The 15,238-nt window shown below is 50.0% G+C and carries 16 protein-coding genes and 1 pseudogene; 7 read left to right on the top strand and 10 right to left on the bottom strand.

Features of this window, described 5'->3' with window-relative positions:
* Positions 1-42: 42 nt before the first annotated feature.
* Complete coding sequence (locus ACOT0L_RS17515) at positions 43-1,029, top strand: hypothetical protein (protein ID WP_000211823.1); 987 nt, start codon at positions 43-45, stop codon at positions 1,027-1,029.
* The gene (locus ACOT0L_RS17510; RefSeq protein ID WP_000166877.1) at positions 1,026-3,065 is read left to right on the top strand and encodes an ATP-dependent helicase; all 2,040 of its coding nucleotides are present in this window, start codon (positions 1,026-1,028) and stop codon (positions 3,063-3,065) included. The genes ACOT0L_RS17515 and ACOT0L_RS17510 overlap by 4 nt, the downstream gene beginning before the upstream one ends.
* A gap of 2 nt (positions 3,066-3,067) precedes the next feature.
* Here ACOT0L_RS17510 and ACOT0L_RS17505 read toward each other — a convergent pair whose 3' ends face one another.
* Positions 3,068-3,322, bottom strand: coding sequence for a hypothetical protein (locus ACOT0L_RS17505; RefSeq protein ID WP_000880375.1), 255 nt, complete (start codon positions 3,320-3,322; stop codon positions 3,068-3,070).
* Between the two features lie 140 nt (positions 3,323-3,462).
* A pseudogene (locus ACOT0L_RS17500) lies at positions 3,463-3,683 on the bottom strand (type I restriction-modification system subunit M N-terminal domain-containing protein); the annotation flags it as partial.
* 625 nt (positions 3,684-4,308) lie between these two features.
* Between ACOT0L_RS17500 and ACOT0L_RS17495 the strand changes: the two are divergent.
* On the top strand, positions 4,309-4,650 hold the full coding sequence (locus ACOT0L_RS17495) for a hypothetical protein (protein ID WP_001151572.1): 342 nt from the start codon (positions 4,309-4,311) through the stop codon (positions 4,648-4,650).
* Positions 4,651-4,741: 91 nt separating this feature from the next.
* Complete coding sequence (locus ACOT0L_RS17490; RefSeq protein WP_000398479.1) at positions 4,742-4,933, top strand: DUF7706 family protein; 192 nt, start codon at positions 4,742-4,744, stop codon at positions 4,931-4,933.
* Between the two features lie 240 nt (positions 4,934-5,173).
* Here ACOT0L_RS17490 and ACOT0L_RS17485 read toward each other — a convergent pair whose 3' ends face one another.
* The 8 genes from ACOT0L_RS17485 to ACOT0L_RS17450 form a co-directional block, all read right to left on the bottom strand.
* A complete protein-coding gene (locus ACOT0L_RS17485) occupies positions 5,174-5,629 on the bottom strand; it encodes a hypothetical protein (protein WP_000374058.1) in 456 nt (151 codons plus the stop codon).
* A 90-nt stretch (positions 5,630-5,719) separates the two neighbouring features.
* Positions 5,720-6,961 (bottom strand): vWA domain-containing protein, encoded by a 1,242-nt coding sequence (locus ACOT0L_RS17480; RefSeq protein ID WP_001053340.1) that lies wholly within the window; start codon positions 6,959-6,961, stop codon positions 5,720-5,722.
* Between the two features lie 428 nt (positions 6,962-7,389).
* The gene (locus tag ACOT0L_RS17475; protein WP_000301247.1) at positions 7,390-7,965 is read right to left on the bottom strand and encodes a TerD family protein; all 576 of its coding nucleotides are present in this window, start codon (positions 7,963-7,965) and stop codon (positions 7,390-7,392) included.
* Positions 7,966-8,033: 68 nt separating this feature from the next.
* Positions 8,034-8,612, bottom strand: a complete 579-nt coding sequence (terD, locus tag ACOT0L_RS17470) for a tellurium resistance membrane protein TerD (RefSeq protein WP_000116680.1) — start codon at positions 8,610-8,612, stop codon at positions 8,034-8,036.
* A 48-nt stretch (positions 8,613-8,660) separates the two neighbouring features.
* On the bottom strand, positions 8,661-9,701 hold the full coding sequence (gene terC / locus ACOT0L_RS17465) for a tellurium resistance membrane protein TerC (protein WP_000255079.1): 1,041 nt from the start codon (positions 9,699-9,701) through the stop codon (positions 8,661-8,663).
* A 22-nt stretch (positions 9,702-9,723) separates the two neighbouring features.
* On the bottom strand, positions 9,724-10,179 hold the full coding sequence (locus tag ACOT0L_RS17460) for a tellurite resistance TerB family protein (protein ID WP_000007449.1): 456 nt from the start codon (positions 10,177-10,179) through the stop codon (positions 9,724-9,726).
* 22 nt (positions 10,180-10,201) lie between these two features.
* Positions 10,202-11,359 (bottom strand): TerD family protein, encoded by a 1,158-nt coding sequence (locus tag ACOT0L_RS17455; protein ID WP_001054786.1) that lies wholly within the window; start codon positions 11,357-11,359, stop codon positions 10,202-10,204.
* Entirely contained in the window at positions 11,359-11,940 is a 582-nt protein-coding gene (locus ACOT0L_RS17450) for a tellurium resistance-associated protein TerZ (RefSeq protein WP_000254137.1), read from the bottom strand. The genes ACOT0L_RS17455 and ACOT0L_RS17450 overlap by 1 nt, the downstream gene beginning before the upstream one ends.
* 320 nt (positions 11,941-12,260) lie before the next feature.
* On the opposite strand from ACOT0L_RS17450, the gene ACOT0L_RS17445 reads away from it, so the two are divergent.
* The 3 genes from ACOT0L_RS17445 to ACOT0L_RS17435 are packed head-to-tail and all read left to right on the top strand — an operon-like array spanning position 12,261 to position 15,237.
* Entirely contained in the window at positions 12,261-13,319 is a 1,059-nt protein-coding gene (locus tag ACOT0L_RS17445) for an ATP-grasp domain-containing protein (protein WP_012695441.1), read from the top strand.
* 9 nt (positions 13,320-13,328) lie between these two features.
* Positions 13,329-14,471 carry a phosphoribosyltransferase domain-containing protein gene (locus ACOT0L_RS17440; RefSeq protein WP_001280115.1) on the top strand — a complete coding sequence of 381 codons (1,143 nt, stop codon included), beginning with the start codon at positions 13,329-13,331 and terminating at the stop codon, positions 14,469-14,471.
* Complete coding sequence (locus tag ACOT0L_RS17435) at positions 14,464-15,237, top strand: hypothetical protein (protein WP_001040058.1); 774 nt, start codon at positions 14,464-14,466, stop codon at positions 15,235-15,237. The genes ACOT0L_RS17440 and ACOT0L_RS17435 overlap by 8 nt, the downstream gene beginning before the upstream one ends.
* Position 15,238 lies beyond the last annotated feature (1 nt).

The following is a 15,238-nucleotide window of genomic DNA, read 5'->3' as shown; positions in this document are numbered from 1 at the left end:
AGGTCTGTTCTTAGCTGGATTTTTTTGGGAGGATACGCAGTCATGACAACTCAATCCAGCTCAATACAATACGCTTACGCGCTAGACGGCGAGGGCACCCTCACGCACATTGGCGCTGCCCTGCGCTCACATACTTACACCTGCCCAGGTTGTAAGAGCCCCCTGACCCCGGTAATGGGCGAGTTCAACGCTAAGCACTTTCGCCATTCGGAAGAATGCTGTGCCCTTGAAACCTATCTTCACAAGTGCGGCAAAGAAGCATTCTTCTATCGCTACCAACAAGCTCTCAGCCGTGAAATGCCTATTAGCCTTGAGCTGGAGCGCCGGGTTGCCTGTAATGGTTCTCGTTTAGCCTTGGTTAGAGACGAAGCACGTCAGTGCGTAAAATCCGTGCCTGCACGCTACAACTTGACTCAATTTTTCGATCAGGCAGAGCTGGAAAAACACGATAAGGTCACAGGGCTGCGACCAGACGTGATGTTGTATGATACGACTGGCGAAAGGCGTTGCTACGTAGAGATTTGTGTCACACACCCCTGCTCTCAAGACAAGATCGAAGCCGGTATCCCGATTCTTGAGTTTAAGGTCCAATCTGCCTCTGATATTCAGATGTTGCTTACCGGGGCCTACTCGATCAAGGAGAAGATCCTGAGAGTATTCAACTGGCTTCCCCCGTTTCAATCTGTGGACACCTGTAGCGGCGTCTGCTCAGTAGGTAACGTGGATATGTCTGTCTGGAGTTTAAGTGGTTCCGGCCGACTCAACGAACAAACGATGCCGCTCGCTGAAGTGGATTTAACAATCAATTCTGACGTGAACACATGGCCTAGATCGTTAGGGGCCGCTGAGCTGGCTGATAACTTACGAGCTTTTATCCGTCACGCCGATCCTCATTCACTATTTCCCAACTGCATTATGTGCGAGCAAGCAGGCCGATGGGAGGATGGCTATCTGCAATGTCACAGTAAGGCAAAGATCGTTCCCTACACCGAGGCCCGTCAGTGCGCCAATTACAAGGTTAAGGCATGACCAAAAGACTGACTTGGGAGCAGAAAAGTATTGTCAGCCATGACACCGGACATGCGTTGGTAAAAGCCGTACCTGGTAGCGGGAAAACAACCACACTTGTAAAGCGCGTTGAGCGGCTGGTCAAGACGGGAACTGATCCTCGCTCCATTCTGATCCTGATGTACAACAAGTCGGCGCAGGTGAGCTTCACGGAGAACTTGAAGACGGCACTGATGTCGAGCGTGATTCCAGAAATCCGCACGTTCCACAGCTTGGCCTTAAAGATTGTTGGTTACGGAGAACGCCAACAGATAATCAAGAAGAAAGACCTCATTACTCCAAGCGACTACCGCTATGAGCAACTGGTAAAGCAAGCCTACCGCTATGGCTTTGACCATGAGGCGAATTATATTGACCCCAATGAAATTGAAAACTTCGAGCTGTTTATTGCTCGCTGCCGGGCGGCGGCCGTAACTCCTGTTGATGCTGCCAATGATCCAACGTTCAGCAACATCAAACGGGAGTTTATTCACGCCTATGGCCGCTATTGTGAGCTGCTGGAGGAAAACAGTCTGCGAACCTTTGATGACTGTTTGATTGAGGCTGTCGCACTGTTGCGTAATGACAGCAGCCTTGGTGCCCACTTCAAGCACATCATTGTTGATGAATATCAGGACGTTAACCTGATACAGCATGACATGACCCGCTTGCTATCTAAGTCGGATACGTCGGTTATGGCTGTTGGTGATGTTAACCAGTGTATTTATGAGTGGCGTGGTGCTCGACCAGACTTTATCGGCGGACTGTTTGAAAGGCACTACCCGAATACGAAGGTGTTTCAACTGTCATGCACGTTCAGATTTGGCCATGAGCTTTCCTTGATGGCTAACTCGGTAATTCGGCGCAACTCTACAAAGCTGACCAAGCTTTGTGTCAGTCATCCTAGCACCCCCAAAACAGAGGTCAGATTGCACTTTGATAACTGCCTATCCAAGGTGCTATCAAACCTCTCGGTGAGCAGTGGAACACAAGCCATATTGTCCCGCACTAAGGCGAACCTTGCTGAGGCGGAAATTGCTTTACGCCTGTGTGGGCTACCTTATCGCTACCTCAATGGTTCAAGCGCATTACACACCCGCACCGAAATCGGGATACTGGTAGTTGGCGTCTTGCTGTCTGTGTACGGCGATCTGCGGCTACTGGAAAACCATCCCAACAAACAAGCGATTGTTTACGGCTTTCTGAAGGAGGCTGGTTTTAGATGGCAGAAAGGGCAATTCAAAGCGGCGCTCAGTGGATTGATGGCTCCGCACGCCGACCTATGGTCTGCTCTAGGTCAGTTATTCGAGGGCGCACAATACCAAAAAGATCGGCTGGGCAGGCTCGCCACTATCTGCCAGAAAGACGGAGAGGAAACGCCTGCTATCGATGTGTTACGACGCCTGAGTATGGAGGGTTTCATTGATAGTGTTGGCTCTGAGGGTGTAACTCGCACTGGATCGAACGACCAGCAACGAGGGGTCGTGAGGATCGGGGAGCTACTTGACTCCAGTAAGATCGATTCCCGCACGTTTTTAAACCTTATCTTGAATCCAGGCGAGGCTGCTACTGACTGCGATCCCTTCATCCTTTCCACACTGCATGGTTCCAAGGGGCTGGAGTGGGATAACGTAATACTGATCGGGCTGAATGAGCAGGAATTTCCTGGCGGCAAACCCGATGATGTTTACAGCGTTCGCACATCGATGAACACCCCTCCGGCCGAAGAGGAAATCGAGGAGGAACGTCGGCTGTTTTATGTCGGTATCACTCGCACAAAACAGCAGCTAAATCTGGTGGTCCCTCTTGATGAAGGGCTTGCGCGGTGGCTCAAAAACCGCTGGGATAGCACCCCGAAGAAGTCACCGATAGCTACTCGCTTCGTCTATGAGGCTGGCTGGACTGCTTGTGCGGTTACCAGTGATGCGATCTATAACAGCACGGTAGAGAAACAGAAGGCTGACTTCAGCAAGTTTCACCAATGGTATCTAAGAGATCTTCAGCGGCTAAAAGTCTAGGGCTACCGATACTTTTCGATTTCAGACAGGTGCTCGTTATCCAGATCAATTGTGGCTTTTCTTTCAGAAGCGAGCTTCTTCGCTCGCTTTGCATACTGAAGCCCCTTGGCTGGCTGCTCTCCGCGTAGGATCTGTTCAGCCTGCTTGCTCGTGCTGTGCCCCAGAAAGCGTTCGTACTGCTCGTCAGATACCTCAGTGCCGATCAGTCGTTCGATCCAGCCGCTTTTCGGCGGGTAACTTACGCCCAGCGCAAGCAACTGCCTTTTCTGTACCCACTATTTCCGGCGCGGCCGGCTTCAATCAAGGCTTTGGTTAGAACTACAGCCATTTGGGGACTCTCATACACAAACCTGAACCATGCGGGTCTGATTGGCGGTCAAGATAGCAGCGCATCGAAATCAACACTGAACTCTGCTTCTAAGAACTCAATCGTGGCTGGTTGGCTATCGAGCGATGCTTCCCGTGTAGACTCCAGTGCGCACTCCAATCGACGCAGCAGAGTAAACGGCAAAATGATCTTGCCGAAGTCGGTATGCTTGAAATCCCCCCCCACAGGTCTTCCGCGTTCTTCCAAATGAAATCAGCTTGCGAAGCAGCCGAACCTACGAACTCTGCCATCTTGGCCTCCAACCAACTTTTGCACGAAACGGCACATCTTCCAAAAGAGGGTTGTCAACCAAGTTTTGCACAAAACGGACTTTGATCCATTTCTAACTAAAATCTACAATCCAACCTCAGATTGCAAATAGCCTATGTTTATTACAGATGGTATGGTTCGTGTTTTTGTTTATTCGATGGCAACTGTACTCTTTCTGCCGCTTGGCTTGTTGAAAAGCACGTGGTGGTTTTCACCATTGTTTGCGATAGCTGCTATTGATTACTTAATGTTTCTGCGTCGACAAGGCTAGTTGCTGAACCTCATACCTCAGAGCAATCTGTATGTTTTTTACACCACTGGTTAAAAGGTCAGGCTACGTTCCTGACGTTTTTTAAAAAACAGTTTTATGTTTGATGCGTTACTGGTCTGTCTGGTAACCCAGTGGTACATTACCATTATTAAGGCTGGCTGGCGGTGGTGCATCATGCTTAAACGACCCTCTCTGAGCGTACTTTCCGACAGTCCTGTGCACCGCACCACTTACCCGGCAGGCCTATGTCTTGGTTATTCTTCGTTGTACCTTTTTCTTCAGCTTTATCCCTGACATGTCTGTCTGAACAGTTCTAAGCAAACCGGAATGTTGTCATGGCCAAAGTACAAGGGCTCTTTGTTGGATACCGAAAATTCGCTGTTGATCGTGACTGGCTTCGTCAGCAGGAAGAACAACGTTATCGGGATCGCCAGCGACAATTTGATGAATGGTCCAGGAAATGGGTCACTGTAACCAGGCTCAAAGAGACTCGTTTATGGACTGACGGAGCCATCAGGCGATGGTTGGGTGAACCTCAGCAGCAGGGTAAATATAAAGTTTTCCCCGTTGAAGCGGTTTTGGCTGCTGAGAAGTTGAATGAGTTTCGGCTCTGGCTTAAACCCCGACTGGAAAAGAAACGTGCCCAGCACCACCACTTTTTAATTCCATTTCTGTAAAGTAGAAACAACGGCAGTTCCGGCCGCATTCAAGGCTTCGGCATCTGGTCAGAAATAAAGCGCCATTTTTCAGTATAAGGGAGGTTAGATAGTGGAAGGTATTGAGACACTGAGTTTGCAGCTTGATGAGAATGAAACTATGGCCCTTGCTCAATTAGTTAAACGTCTGAGCTGGAGCGATCTTCGTGGCTGTGCTGTGAGTGACGAAGAAGCCTGGGTAATGAAAAGCGCAATTGAAAAATTACAACAGGCGTTAAGGGAAGAAGGTTATGCGCCTCGATGAGGCTGGCTTCGTTCTTTATTCCGATAACAAATTTGCTTAAGGACTAACTATGAGCCAGCACTGGTATGAGGTGAAAAGCAATCAGGGAATTGTTCAGGTGATTGTTGGGAGAAGATATTAATGTAATGCGTTTCTGCATTACATCAAGCAGATTAGCTTTTTCTGGTCAAAATAGACGATGTGATTTTTCTTTAGCCGAAGTCCATCCGCTCCCCACGCAACCGGTAAAGGTTCGCAGGTTTAATAAAGATAGGTTTCGTATCTCCCTAAGGGTGGGATAGGTAAACTCATAATGGCATCTGTGTTTACTATGTAAGTATTCGGGTAAAATTCATCTAATACAGTAAAGTTTAGTTTCTTACAAAAGCTTAATAAATATGGGTTTTTCACGTCTTCTATTACAACATCGCACCAGGGATTCGATTCACAGCAAAGCTTCAGAAAAGACTTAAACCATCCCTTGTTTTGTATTTCTTCCGGAAGCCGTACCACATGTATGGTCAGACAATCTCCATGATAACGATTAGTACTTTGTCTAAGCCCTACAACAATCCCCTTTTCTTGAATCTGTACACCTGCCTGATGCTCTTTCATGTCGGGCGTATAGTGCCTTGCTCTGTTTAACCAGGCCACCAGCTGCTGAGCCGTACTTGGTGATTCTTCAGCTATCCATTTCAGGTACTTGATGCGGTCCATATGCGCCTCCCTGTACGATTTCCAATGAACAAAGGCTCTACAGTATTAAGCTGCTGTAGAGCTCATTCAACCAAGCTCAAACTGTGCGTATTAAAGGATGCCTAACCTTTTTGTTTCATCGATCCACGGTCTGAATTCTTCCAGTAGATTATCATATAACTTTTCATCGCTAATCGAACCGAAATCATCCATGGCAAAGAAGTGGGTGTTATCAACCCGGCGGTCAGTAAAGTCATCCAGATTTTTGAGGATACCGTAGCTTGAACCACCCAGGCCGACAAACTTCCAGAAGATGGGGTAGTTGGCAGAACGCCGGATTGCATCTTTAATCGCCCGGGTCTTGCTGATCCCGCCATCGGTAATAAATACAACATACACCGGGATTTTCGAGTCCTTAAAGTAGTCGACTATTTCTTCCATCACAGGAGGCTCGTTGTTTGTCCCTCCGAGGCCCGGCAGGTTCTCCCAGGCTGAACGCTTTCCAGCCCCGCGAATGGACTGAATATATGTGTCCAGGTTGTCCAGTGTGACGTTTGGATACTTCTTATGCTTCTCTCCAAATCCCCAGACATCCATTTCACCGTCGTCGTCGAACTGGGCGGCAAGAACGGCGATGCGGTCCAGCACAGACTGAACGTTACCCTTACTGAACTGGCCACTCATTGAGCCGGATGCGTCAAGTACAAATGCAACCGCTGCCTCAAGGGTGTCCAGTTTATTTTTAGTAAGACTGACCGAGGCTTTTTTAGCGAGGCTTACAAGGCGCGGAGATCTGGTTTCCAGTTTCTTTTCCAGACTGATACGAGCAGGCTTTGCTGGCTGCGGAGCTGGCTGTGCGACATCAACGCCATAGCTAATGGCCAGAGGCTCAAGACCACCGTTGAAACCCTGCCCGAGCGCACGAAGCTTCCAGGCGCCATTGTGCCGATATACTTCACCCAGGATAATTGCTTTCTCACTGCGGCCCTGAGTCTCAGCCTGGAACTCAGCGATTCCTTGAGCCTGCATGCTCAACGAACTGAGCCCACTGATGGTATCTTCACCATCAATGACAACTGTGATTGCAATTTTACTGATGTTCGCAGGAACACGATCCAGTGCTATCTCAATGCTGGACTGCTGAGAACCGGTAACGAGCTTTACTGCCCCTTCAGGAGAAGACAGATTATTGTAAAAGATAAAGTCAGAATCGCCGCTGACCTTTCCCTGAGCATTAAGCAGGAACAGGCAGGTATCGGGTTCGCCTTTAAAGCCGGATTTGGTAGGGTACTGAAGATTCAGCCTGATCGCAGATTGCTGAAGTGGTATGTTTTGTCCGGATTGTAGATTCACATTAACTCTCCTGATTTTTGATTATTTTAAAGCGCAGCGTTTATATAGGTTCCCCTGGCTTAGTTCAGGACGCTGGATTTCTGGTGAGGCGTATATATGGTGTGACACCATATTTCATCACGTTGAAGTTTCTATACCTGTTGAATTGGAATTTCCATTGGTCGGGTATTTTATCTTCCAGAACCCGTGCCTTCATAAGTCGCAAACGTAACATATATCAGAGGGGCATGCTGTTGATATAAGGCACGGAATACAGGCTTTAACCAGCAACCAGAGAAAAATCCGTTTCCTGCCTTTAAAAGGCTCACGTCAGAATTAACATCTCTCTGCTTTCTGAGATTCCCGAACCCTTTCTGCCCCCCCCCTCCTGATAGCGGATCGCAACCAAAAAAAACCCCGGCATTGCCGGGGTATGATTCAGCGTTATTTTAGATGTTAACGCCGTGCTGGGAGGCAAGAGCCGCCAGGCCACCGGCAAAGCCCTGACCGACAGCTTTAAACTTCCACTCAGCGCCATGACGATACAGTTCACCGAAGACCATAGCGGTTTCGGTTGAGGCATCTTCAGACAGATCGAAACGGGCAATTTCCGTGCCGTTGTCGTTGTTGTAAACGCGCATGAAGCTGTTGCTCACCATGCCGAAGTTTTGTTTACGCGCTTCTGCATCATAGATGGTAACGGCAAACACCAGTTTTTTGATATCTGCTGAGACTTTGGTCAGATCGATTTTGACCTGCTCATCGTCGCCGTCGCCTTCACCGGTACGGTTGTCGCCCTGGTGCTCTACCGCGCCATCAGGGCTGGTTTTGTTATTGAAGAAAATGAAATGCGCATCTGACAACACTTTACCGTCTTCGCCTACTGCGAACACGGAAGCGTCCAGGTCAAAACCCTGACCATCGGTTACACGGGCATCCCAGCCTAGGCCAACCATAGCAACATTCATGGTTGGTGCTTCTTTGGTCAGAGATACATTGCCGCCTTTTACGAGAGAAACTGCCATTTTTAGCTCCTGCAAACAGTTGAATGAGGGCTGCATTAACAGCCCCGGGTAGAAAAGTTACTTTTTGATCAGGACGCGTTAATGCCGTACTGAGCACATACAGATGCCAGACCACCAGCATAACCCTGACCTACTGCGCGGAATTTCCACTCACCATTGTGGCGATACAGCTCGCCGAACAGCATGGCAGTCTCAGTGGACGCATCTTCGGTCAGATCGTAGCGAGCAACTTCAGTCTGGTTATCGTCATTAACCAGACGAATAAACGCACCGGATACCTGACCAAAGCTCTGGCGACGAGCCTGAGCATCGTGGATGGTCACAACGAAGATGATCTTGTCAACTTCAGACGGGACGGCGTCCAGTTTAATTTTCAGCGATTCATCATCACCATCGCCCTCACCGGTGCGGTTATCGCCGGTGTGCGTTACGGAACCGTCGGATGACGTCAGGTTGTTATAGAAGATGAAATCTGAATCGCCGCGCACTTTGCCGTTTGAGGCCAGCAGGAATGCTGAAGCATCCAGGTCAAAGTCCTGACCGTCTGTTGAACGCGCATCCCAGCCAAGGCCCACCAGGACGTTTTTCATTGACGGAGCTGCTTTACTTAGGGAGACGTTCCCGCCTTTGGAAAGAGAAACACTCATAAAATAACCTCTTCGATTAGTAATTGTTCAGGTTAACACTTAAGGGGATTAACTCCCCTTTTCCTCAGATTCAGGTTTGCCCGGGAACATGACGCTTGCGAGAATGCCCAGCGCCAGTACACCCAGTACAACATACAGGCTGGTTGTTGCCGCGATGCTGTAACCATGATGCCAGATGTGATCGGTCGCATTCAGGCCGAGTTTTGCCGCGATGAAGAACAGCAGCACGATAACGGCCTTCTCCAGATGAACCAGGTACTGTTTCAGTGCCTCAAGGACAAAGTACAGAGTACGCAGGCCCAGGATAGCAAACATCATGGCACTATAGACGATAAGCGGTTCACGACTGACGGCAATGATTGCCGGTACCGAGTCAAACGCGAACATTACGTCCGAGAGTTCAACCACAGCCACACACAGGAACAGCGGGGTCGCATACAGCGCCGCTTTTTTACCACGGCCAATGGTGACATCGCTGTTTTCTGGTTTCGCCAGTTCAGCATCCACTTCCTTCTGGTTAAGCAGGAAGGCATGCCCTCTGAGCTTCGGCCAGATAGGGAAGAAGCGTTTAACCATGCGGTAAGCCAGATGCTGGGAGTAATCCTCAATTTCATCATCGTCATCACCGCTTTTAAGCATCATGACCGCTGTCCAGGCAACGATAATAGCGAAGACAACTTCAACATACGGCCCCAGACTCAGCAGGCTCGTACCGATGGCGACAAAGATGCCCCTGAAGACAATGGCACCAATGATCCCCCAGTAGAGAACACGGTGGCGATAACGATCCGGAACGGCGAACCAGGAGAAGATGGCCATCATGACGAACAGGTTATCGACCGACAGCACTTTCTCCAGCGCATAACCCGTGACAAACAGACTGGCAACCTCAGCACCGTGGTGGATATAGAGGAAACCGGCAAATGCCATCGCAACCACAACCCAGAATACGGACCAGAGCGCCGCACTCTTCAGCGAAATAGGCTTGTCATCACGGTGCATAAACAGGTCAATAAAGATGGCACCGACTGAAAGCGCAATAAAAACAATGACCGTTTCAGTCGGGAAGCCGATGTGTGTGGAAACCATATTTTACCCTTAGGGATGTGGATCAGAGGCCAAATTCAGCCGGGTCGAAGCCCAACGCGATAGCGATCTCGCGGGAGGCCAGTTTCTCGTCCTGATCGAAGTTACCGTCACTTTTCGCAACGGCAATACCAACACGTAAGGCCAGCTGAGCGGCCTCAGGCTGATCTTTCAGCGCCAGGATGTATTTCATGGTTTCGCCCTTGCCGATTTCAACATCGAAATCGAAGCTTGAAACCAGTTTATTGAAGAACTCAATCACCTCATTGGTATCGAAGACCTTCAGCTCTTCTGAAGAGCGCAGAAAGCCCATCATTTTCTGCTTTTCTTCCGAACTTACGCCGTCACTCGATACGGCAATACGGGCACATACAGCAACGGTGCCCTGCATGAATTTTTTGTTTTTGAAACGGCCAACCTGGCGGGTCAGTTCGTCACGGCCTGAGTTAATGGCACCTTTAACTTTGTCGAAAAAGCTCATACCTGTTTCCTTTGTTGCTGTGTTATTTAGAACCGGCGCTCCAGCGAAATCCCCAGCCAAATGCCCGGTCCATTTCGTCCTGGCCTTTGAAGTACTGGTTAATTCGCTCGACTTTAATTGCGCCGTTTTCGTTTACGAGTCTGGCAATGGCGCACAATGTGCGACGGTTTTCACCTTCGGTCAGGCGGGTCTCAATGGGCGGTTGATCCGGCACATGAATGGTGACCACACCATCAGTCTTGTCCCAGCTGGGAACACCTTCATAAATAAAGGCGTAAATCAGCACTTCGCGGATATGCTTCCATTCACGTCCATTGATATGCAGCCACTCGCCGTCTGATACATCACCCGTCCGGTCATCGCCCTTGAGCTGAACATACGGTTCATCGCGATAATCACCGAATGCATTACCGAGCGCCTGAATGACCGATTTATACCCGTCCTGAAGCTCAACAAAGGCCCCCAGATCCAGGTCGATTCCTTTGGAGCCGAACATGCCTGCAAAGCCTGATTTGCCGCTGCCCCGGTGCCAGTTCAGGTTGATCCGGATTTCACCGAAGTTATCCCGTTTGGTCAGGCTGATTGCAGGCTTCTCTTTTGTCAGCGATACCTTGCTCAGGCTGATTTTTGTCTCAACTGGCGGAGGGGTTACAACCGGAGGAGTCGGGGCTGCGGGAGCCGGTTCGTCGGCAATATTTACGCCGAAATGCTCTGCCAGCGGTTTAAGTCCACCGTTGAACCCCTGCGCAACGAAGCGGAATTTCCAGTCATTATTACGACGGTAAAATTCACCCAGAATTAAGGCTGCTTCCTGACGGCCGCTCAGTTCGACACTGCCGCTAACCAGGCCGGTAGCCCCTTGCTCCACGTCGATGGAAAGATTACGAAGACCGGACACCGTCTGCCCACCGTCACAGGTCACGGTGAACGCAATTTTCTGGACATCAGGTTTCAGCCGGTTGAGCGCGACAGTAAAGGTTGAGTACTGGCCTTCACTGACCAGGCTGACGGTACCATCATCGTTACGTGGCTGACCATAAAACACCATGTCCGCATCACCCTGCACCTTCCCGTCGGCATACAGGCGAAACGCCGAAGCATCCACCTGGCCGCCCGAGGTGATCCGGACCCGCAACTCCTGGGCTGGAACGGGGGCATTGCCCCCCGGCGTCAGGTTCATTAGCGAATAACCGCTGAAACGATATCGGAGTGCATATCGTCAATTGTGCGGCCGCGACAGGCATGGCCAAGGGCGGTAAAGTCCCAGTTGCCGTTATTACGGCGCAGCGAAGAAATAACGATCCCGGTATGTGAGCCCTGCTCAGTCAGCTTGTAGCGAGCCAGCTCTTTGCCGGTTTGATCGACAACGCGGCAGAACGCGTTTTCGACGTCATTGAACGACTGACCACGGAAGCTGTTTACCGTAAACGCCAGGTATTCAACGTTTGCAGGCAGTCGGGAGAGGTTGACATTAATCACCTCATCGTCACCGTCACCTTCACCGGTCAGGTTATCGCCACTGTGCACAACAGCGCCGCAGGTGGATTCCAGTTTGCGGAACCAGATGGTGTCAATTGTTTTACCGGTGCTGTCCATTAATACGCAGCCAGCATCGAGATCGATTGAGTCGTTGCCTCCAAACAATCCTCCAAGAAGACCTTTTTTCTTAACCGGATCCCAACCGAGACCGAAATGAAGCTGGCTTAATGCAGATGATTCTTTGCTGAGTGATACCGTCTGGTTCTTAACTAATGAAACCATGTTTTATTCCTTAAAATGGTAATGACCGAGACAATCAAAGGTATATTTAGTAACTGACGAAGAAAATCATATCATGATGAAGTTCTCTGACAAGGGAAATTTTGGTAGTTTTCTGTAAAAACACAAAAAGAAATCCTTTTCAGGGTGTTAATTTTCTAAGTTTAATTTAAATATCAATGTGTTATCAGGAATCCAAAAAACCTGACGCACTCCATAACCACAGGAGTTATTAATCATATTATGATTGACATGTAGCTTAGACACTCATAGACTCACTTCTCAATCATAAATTTGCATGGCGTTCCGGATAATTAAAAAAAATGAACAAGAAAATTTGGTTTATGGAAGGTTTATCCTCCCAGCGAGATATTATTCAGGGGGTAAAATCATTTGCAAAAAAAAATAATTTTGCCATTACCGTTTTTGCCTCCCACCGTAACGAAAGAAATGAAATCCTTTCCGTTGCCGACTATTCTTTGACTGAACCTGAAGATCCTCAAAAACGTCTTCAGTTTATCCAGGAAACCATTCAGTCCTACGGCATCCACCATATTCATACTGGCCGTAACAGCCAGTGGTTTGAAGAACACCGTTCAGCCATTGAATCGACCGGTGCCACCCTTACTACCGGTGCAACGGGCGTCGACTGGTTAACTCTGGCTGACGAAAAAGTTACTTTTGCTCAGTTTATGGAGCAAAAGGGTCTCCCGGTCGTACCATCCTGGCGGGTGAATACGCTGGCAGAATTAAAAACACACCTCGCGGCCCCGCCGTTCACTGACAGCCCGGTATGCGTGAAGCCGGTGACGGGTATCTATGGCATGGGATTCTGGCGCTTTGATGACAGTGCTTCGCCTATGGCCGTCTTTAATCATCCCGAACATCGTCTGGTCAGTCCGCAACAGTATATTGCAGCAGCATCAGCTGCTGAGTCGTTTAAACCCCTTGTTTTGATGCCGTACCTGCCAGGCCCGGAATTTTCCGTCGATATCCTCGCGGATAAGGGCGAAATACTCGCAGCCGTGGGACGCCGTAAGGAAGGGGTTATCCAGTATCTGGTAAACGAAGGAAGCGCCTGGGAACTGGCGTGTGACTGCGCCAGGGTTATGAAGGCCGACGGGCTGGTGAATGTTCAGACGCGAAACGATGTGAATGGCAACCCGGTGCTGCTTGAAACCAACATGCGTCCGTCAGGGGGGGTGGGTTATACCCTTCACAGCGGGGTGAACCTTCCTGGGTTATTTGCTGCCTTTAAGCTCGGTCTGATGTCTGAAGATATGGTGCGCCAGAGCGCTAAAAACACCTTTTCTCCGGTTGCGGTGAGATCCATTACGGATGTAATTGCATACCCGGAATCACTCTCTAACCTTCTGAATTAAGGCGTATTTATGTCTGATATCCTCGAAGATATGATTTATCGCCGTACCCTCTCATGCGGTACGATTCAGGTAACCCGCGACCAGGGTGAAGTTTCGCTCGATGACCTGTTTGACATCGCTGAAAGACGTAACCCGAAACGCGCCTTTCTGTTTGTCAGCAAAGTACTCGGCAGGCACATTCCCGTGCCACCCTCAGTCATGCGGCAGGCCTACAGACAGCTTGCCAGCCAGTTCCCCTCGACACTGACAGGACCCGTACTGTTTATCGGTATGGCTGAAACCGCCGTTGGGCTTGGGGCCGGTGTATTTGATGAAGTGCGCCACCAGCATCCTGAATCTGTCTATCTGACCTCTACCCGTCACCCGGTTGATGGCACGTTGCTTTGCGAGTTCAAGGAAGAACACAGCCACGCCACCGATCATCTGATCTATCTGCCAGATGATGAAGAGAAAAGACGTCGTGTTACCAACGCACGAACGCTGGTTTTGATTGATGACGAGGCAACCACCGGTAATACCTTTATTAACCTGCTTTCAGCCCTGCGTAATACCGGCAAGCTTCAACATATTGAACAGGTTATAGCCGTTACGCTTACCGACTGGAGTGGCAAAGCCTTGTCCGAGCGCAGCACCTTACCAGTCACTTCGGTTTCTCTTGTAAGCGGTAAGTGGGGATGGACCCCATTACCTGATGCACCTGTCCCGGACATGCCGAAAGTCAACGTAACTTCACGAGGAGAATGGGACATCCAGGGAAAACAGTCCTGGGGCCGACTGGGGATGCTCGCACCTGCGGCCGATCTCGGCCATGAGGTCTCCGTCCACAAGGGGGAACGTATTCTGGTTCTCGGGACCGGGGAATTCGTCTGGGAGCCGTTCCTGCTTGCTGAACGGCTCGAAGCTGCCGGAGCACAGGCATTTTATGGATCGACCACCCGCTCCCCTATCGCCGTTGGTTATGCCATTGAGTCCGCCATTTCCTTTACGGATAACTACGGGCTGGGCATCCCCAATTTTGTCTATAACGTCGCCCACCAGCAGTTTGACCGCATTCTTGTGTGTACTGAGACACCCGCAGAAAGTATTGACACGCAGCTTCTTAAAGCGCTGGCTGAGGTTGCGGCCGTCGTGGAGATTGTTACCTATGAATAAACCCGTTGTTCTGAGCGACCTTGACGACACGCTCTTTCAGACCCGTCGTAAAATGGTGGACGAGCTGGCCCTGGAGCCATTCCGTACCGGTGCCGTTGATCGCACCCTGAATCCACGAAGCTTTATGACGGAAGAACAGTCCATGTTGGTGGACTGGCTCCTGGAGCAGGCTGAACTCATACCCGTTACCGCACGGGGAACTGAAGAAATCAGCCGCGTACGGATCCCTTTCCACTCCTGGGCAATCACCACTCACGGGGCCGTCATTCTCACGCCAGAAGGCAAACCCGACGAGGAGTGGAAGGCCCATATGCTCGGCCAGCTGGCTCCCTATCAGGAAAAGCTGACATCGATGCAGCGTCTGATCACTGAAATGATGGACGCAAAAGGGATCAATGCCTGGGCAAGGCTGAACTTCGAATACGGTGAAACGGCGGTTTATATGGTGATGAAGCACCGCGACAGCACCCGCCTTGACGAGCTCAATGCCATTGCAGATGAGATAGAAACGGTGTTTCCGACCGAGGGCTTCTACATCCACCGCAACAGTAATAACGTGGCCTGGCTTCCCACCGCGGTTGAGAAAGGGCTGGCAGTCAGATGGCTTCTTGAAAAACTTCGGGCTGAACGCGGAGTCTTCCCCGTAATTGGTCTGGGCGACAGCCTGAGCGATCATCGTTTTATGAAACTGTGCAGCTGGTTTGGCATCCCGCGTCAGAGTCAGTTTGCAGATGCCATTTCACAGCGAATTTTTGGAGAAAATTAAA

The sequence above is a fragment of the Enterobacter cloacae complex sp. XAL002 genome, assembly GCF_049236805.1.
Taxonomy (GTDB): domain Bacteria; phylum Pseudomonadota; class Gammaproteobacteria; order Enterobacterales; family Enterobacteriaceae; genus Enterobacter; species Enterobacter intestinihominis.
This window is presented reverse-complemented; position numbering and strand designations above follow the sequence as displayed.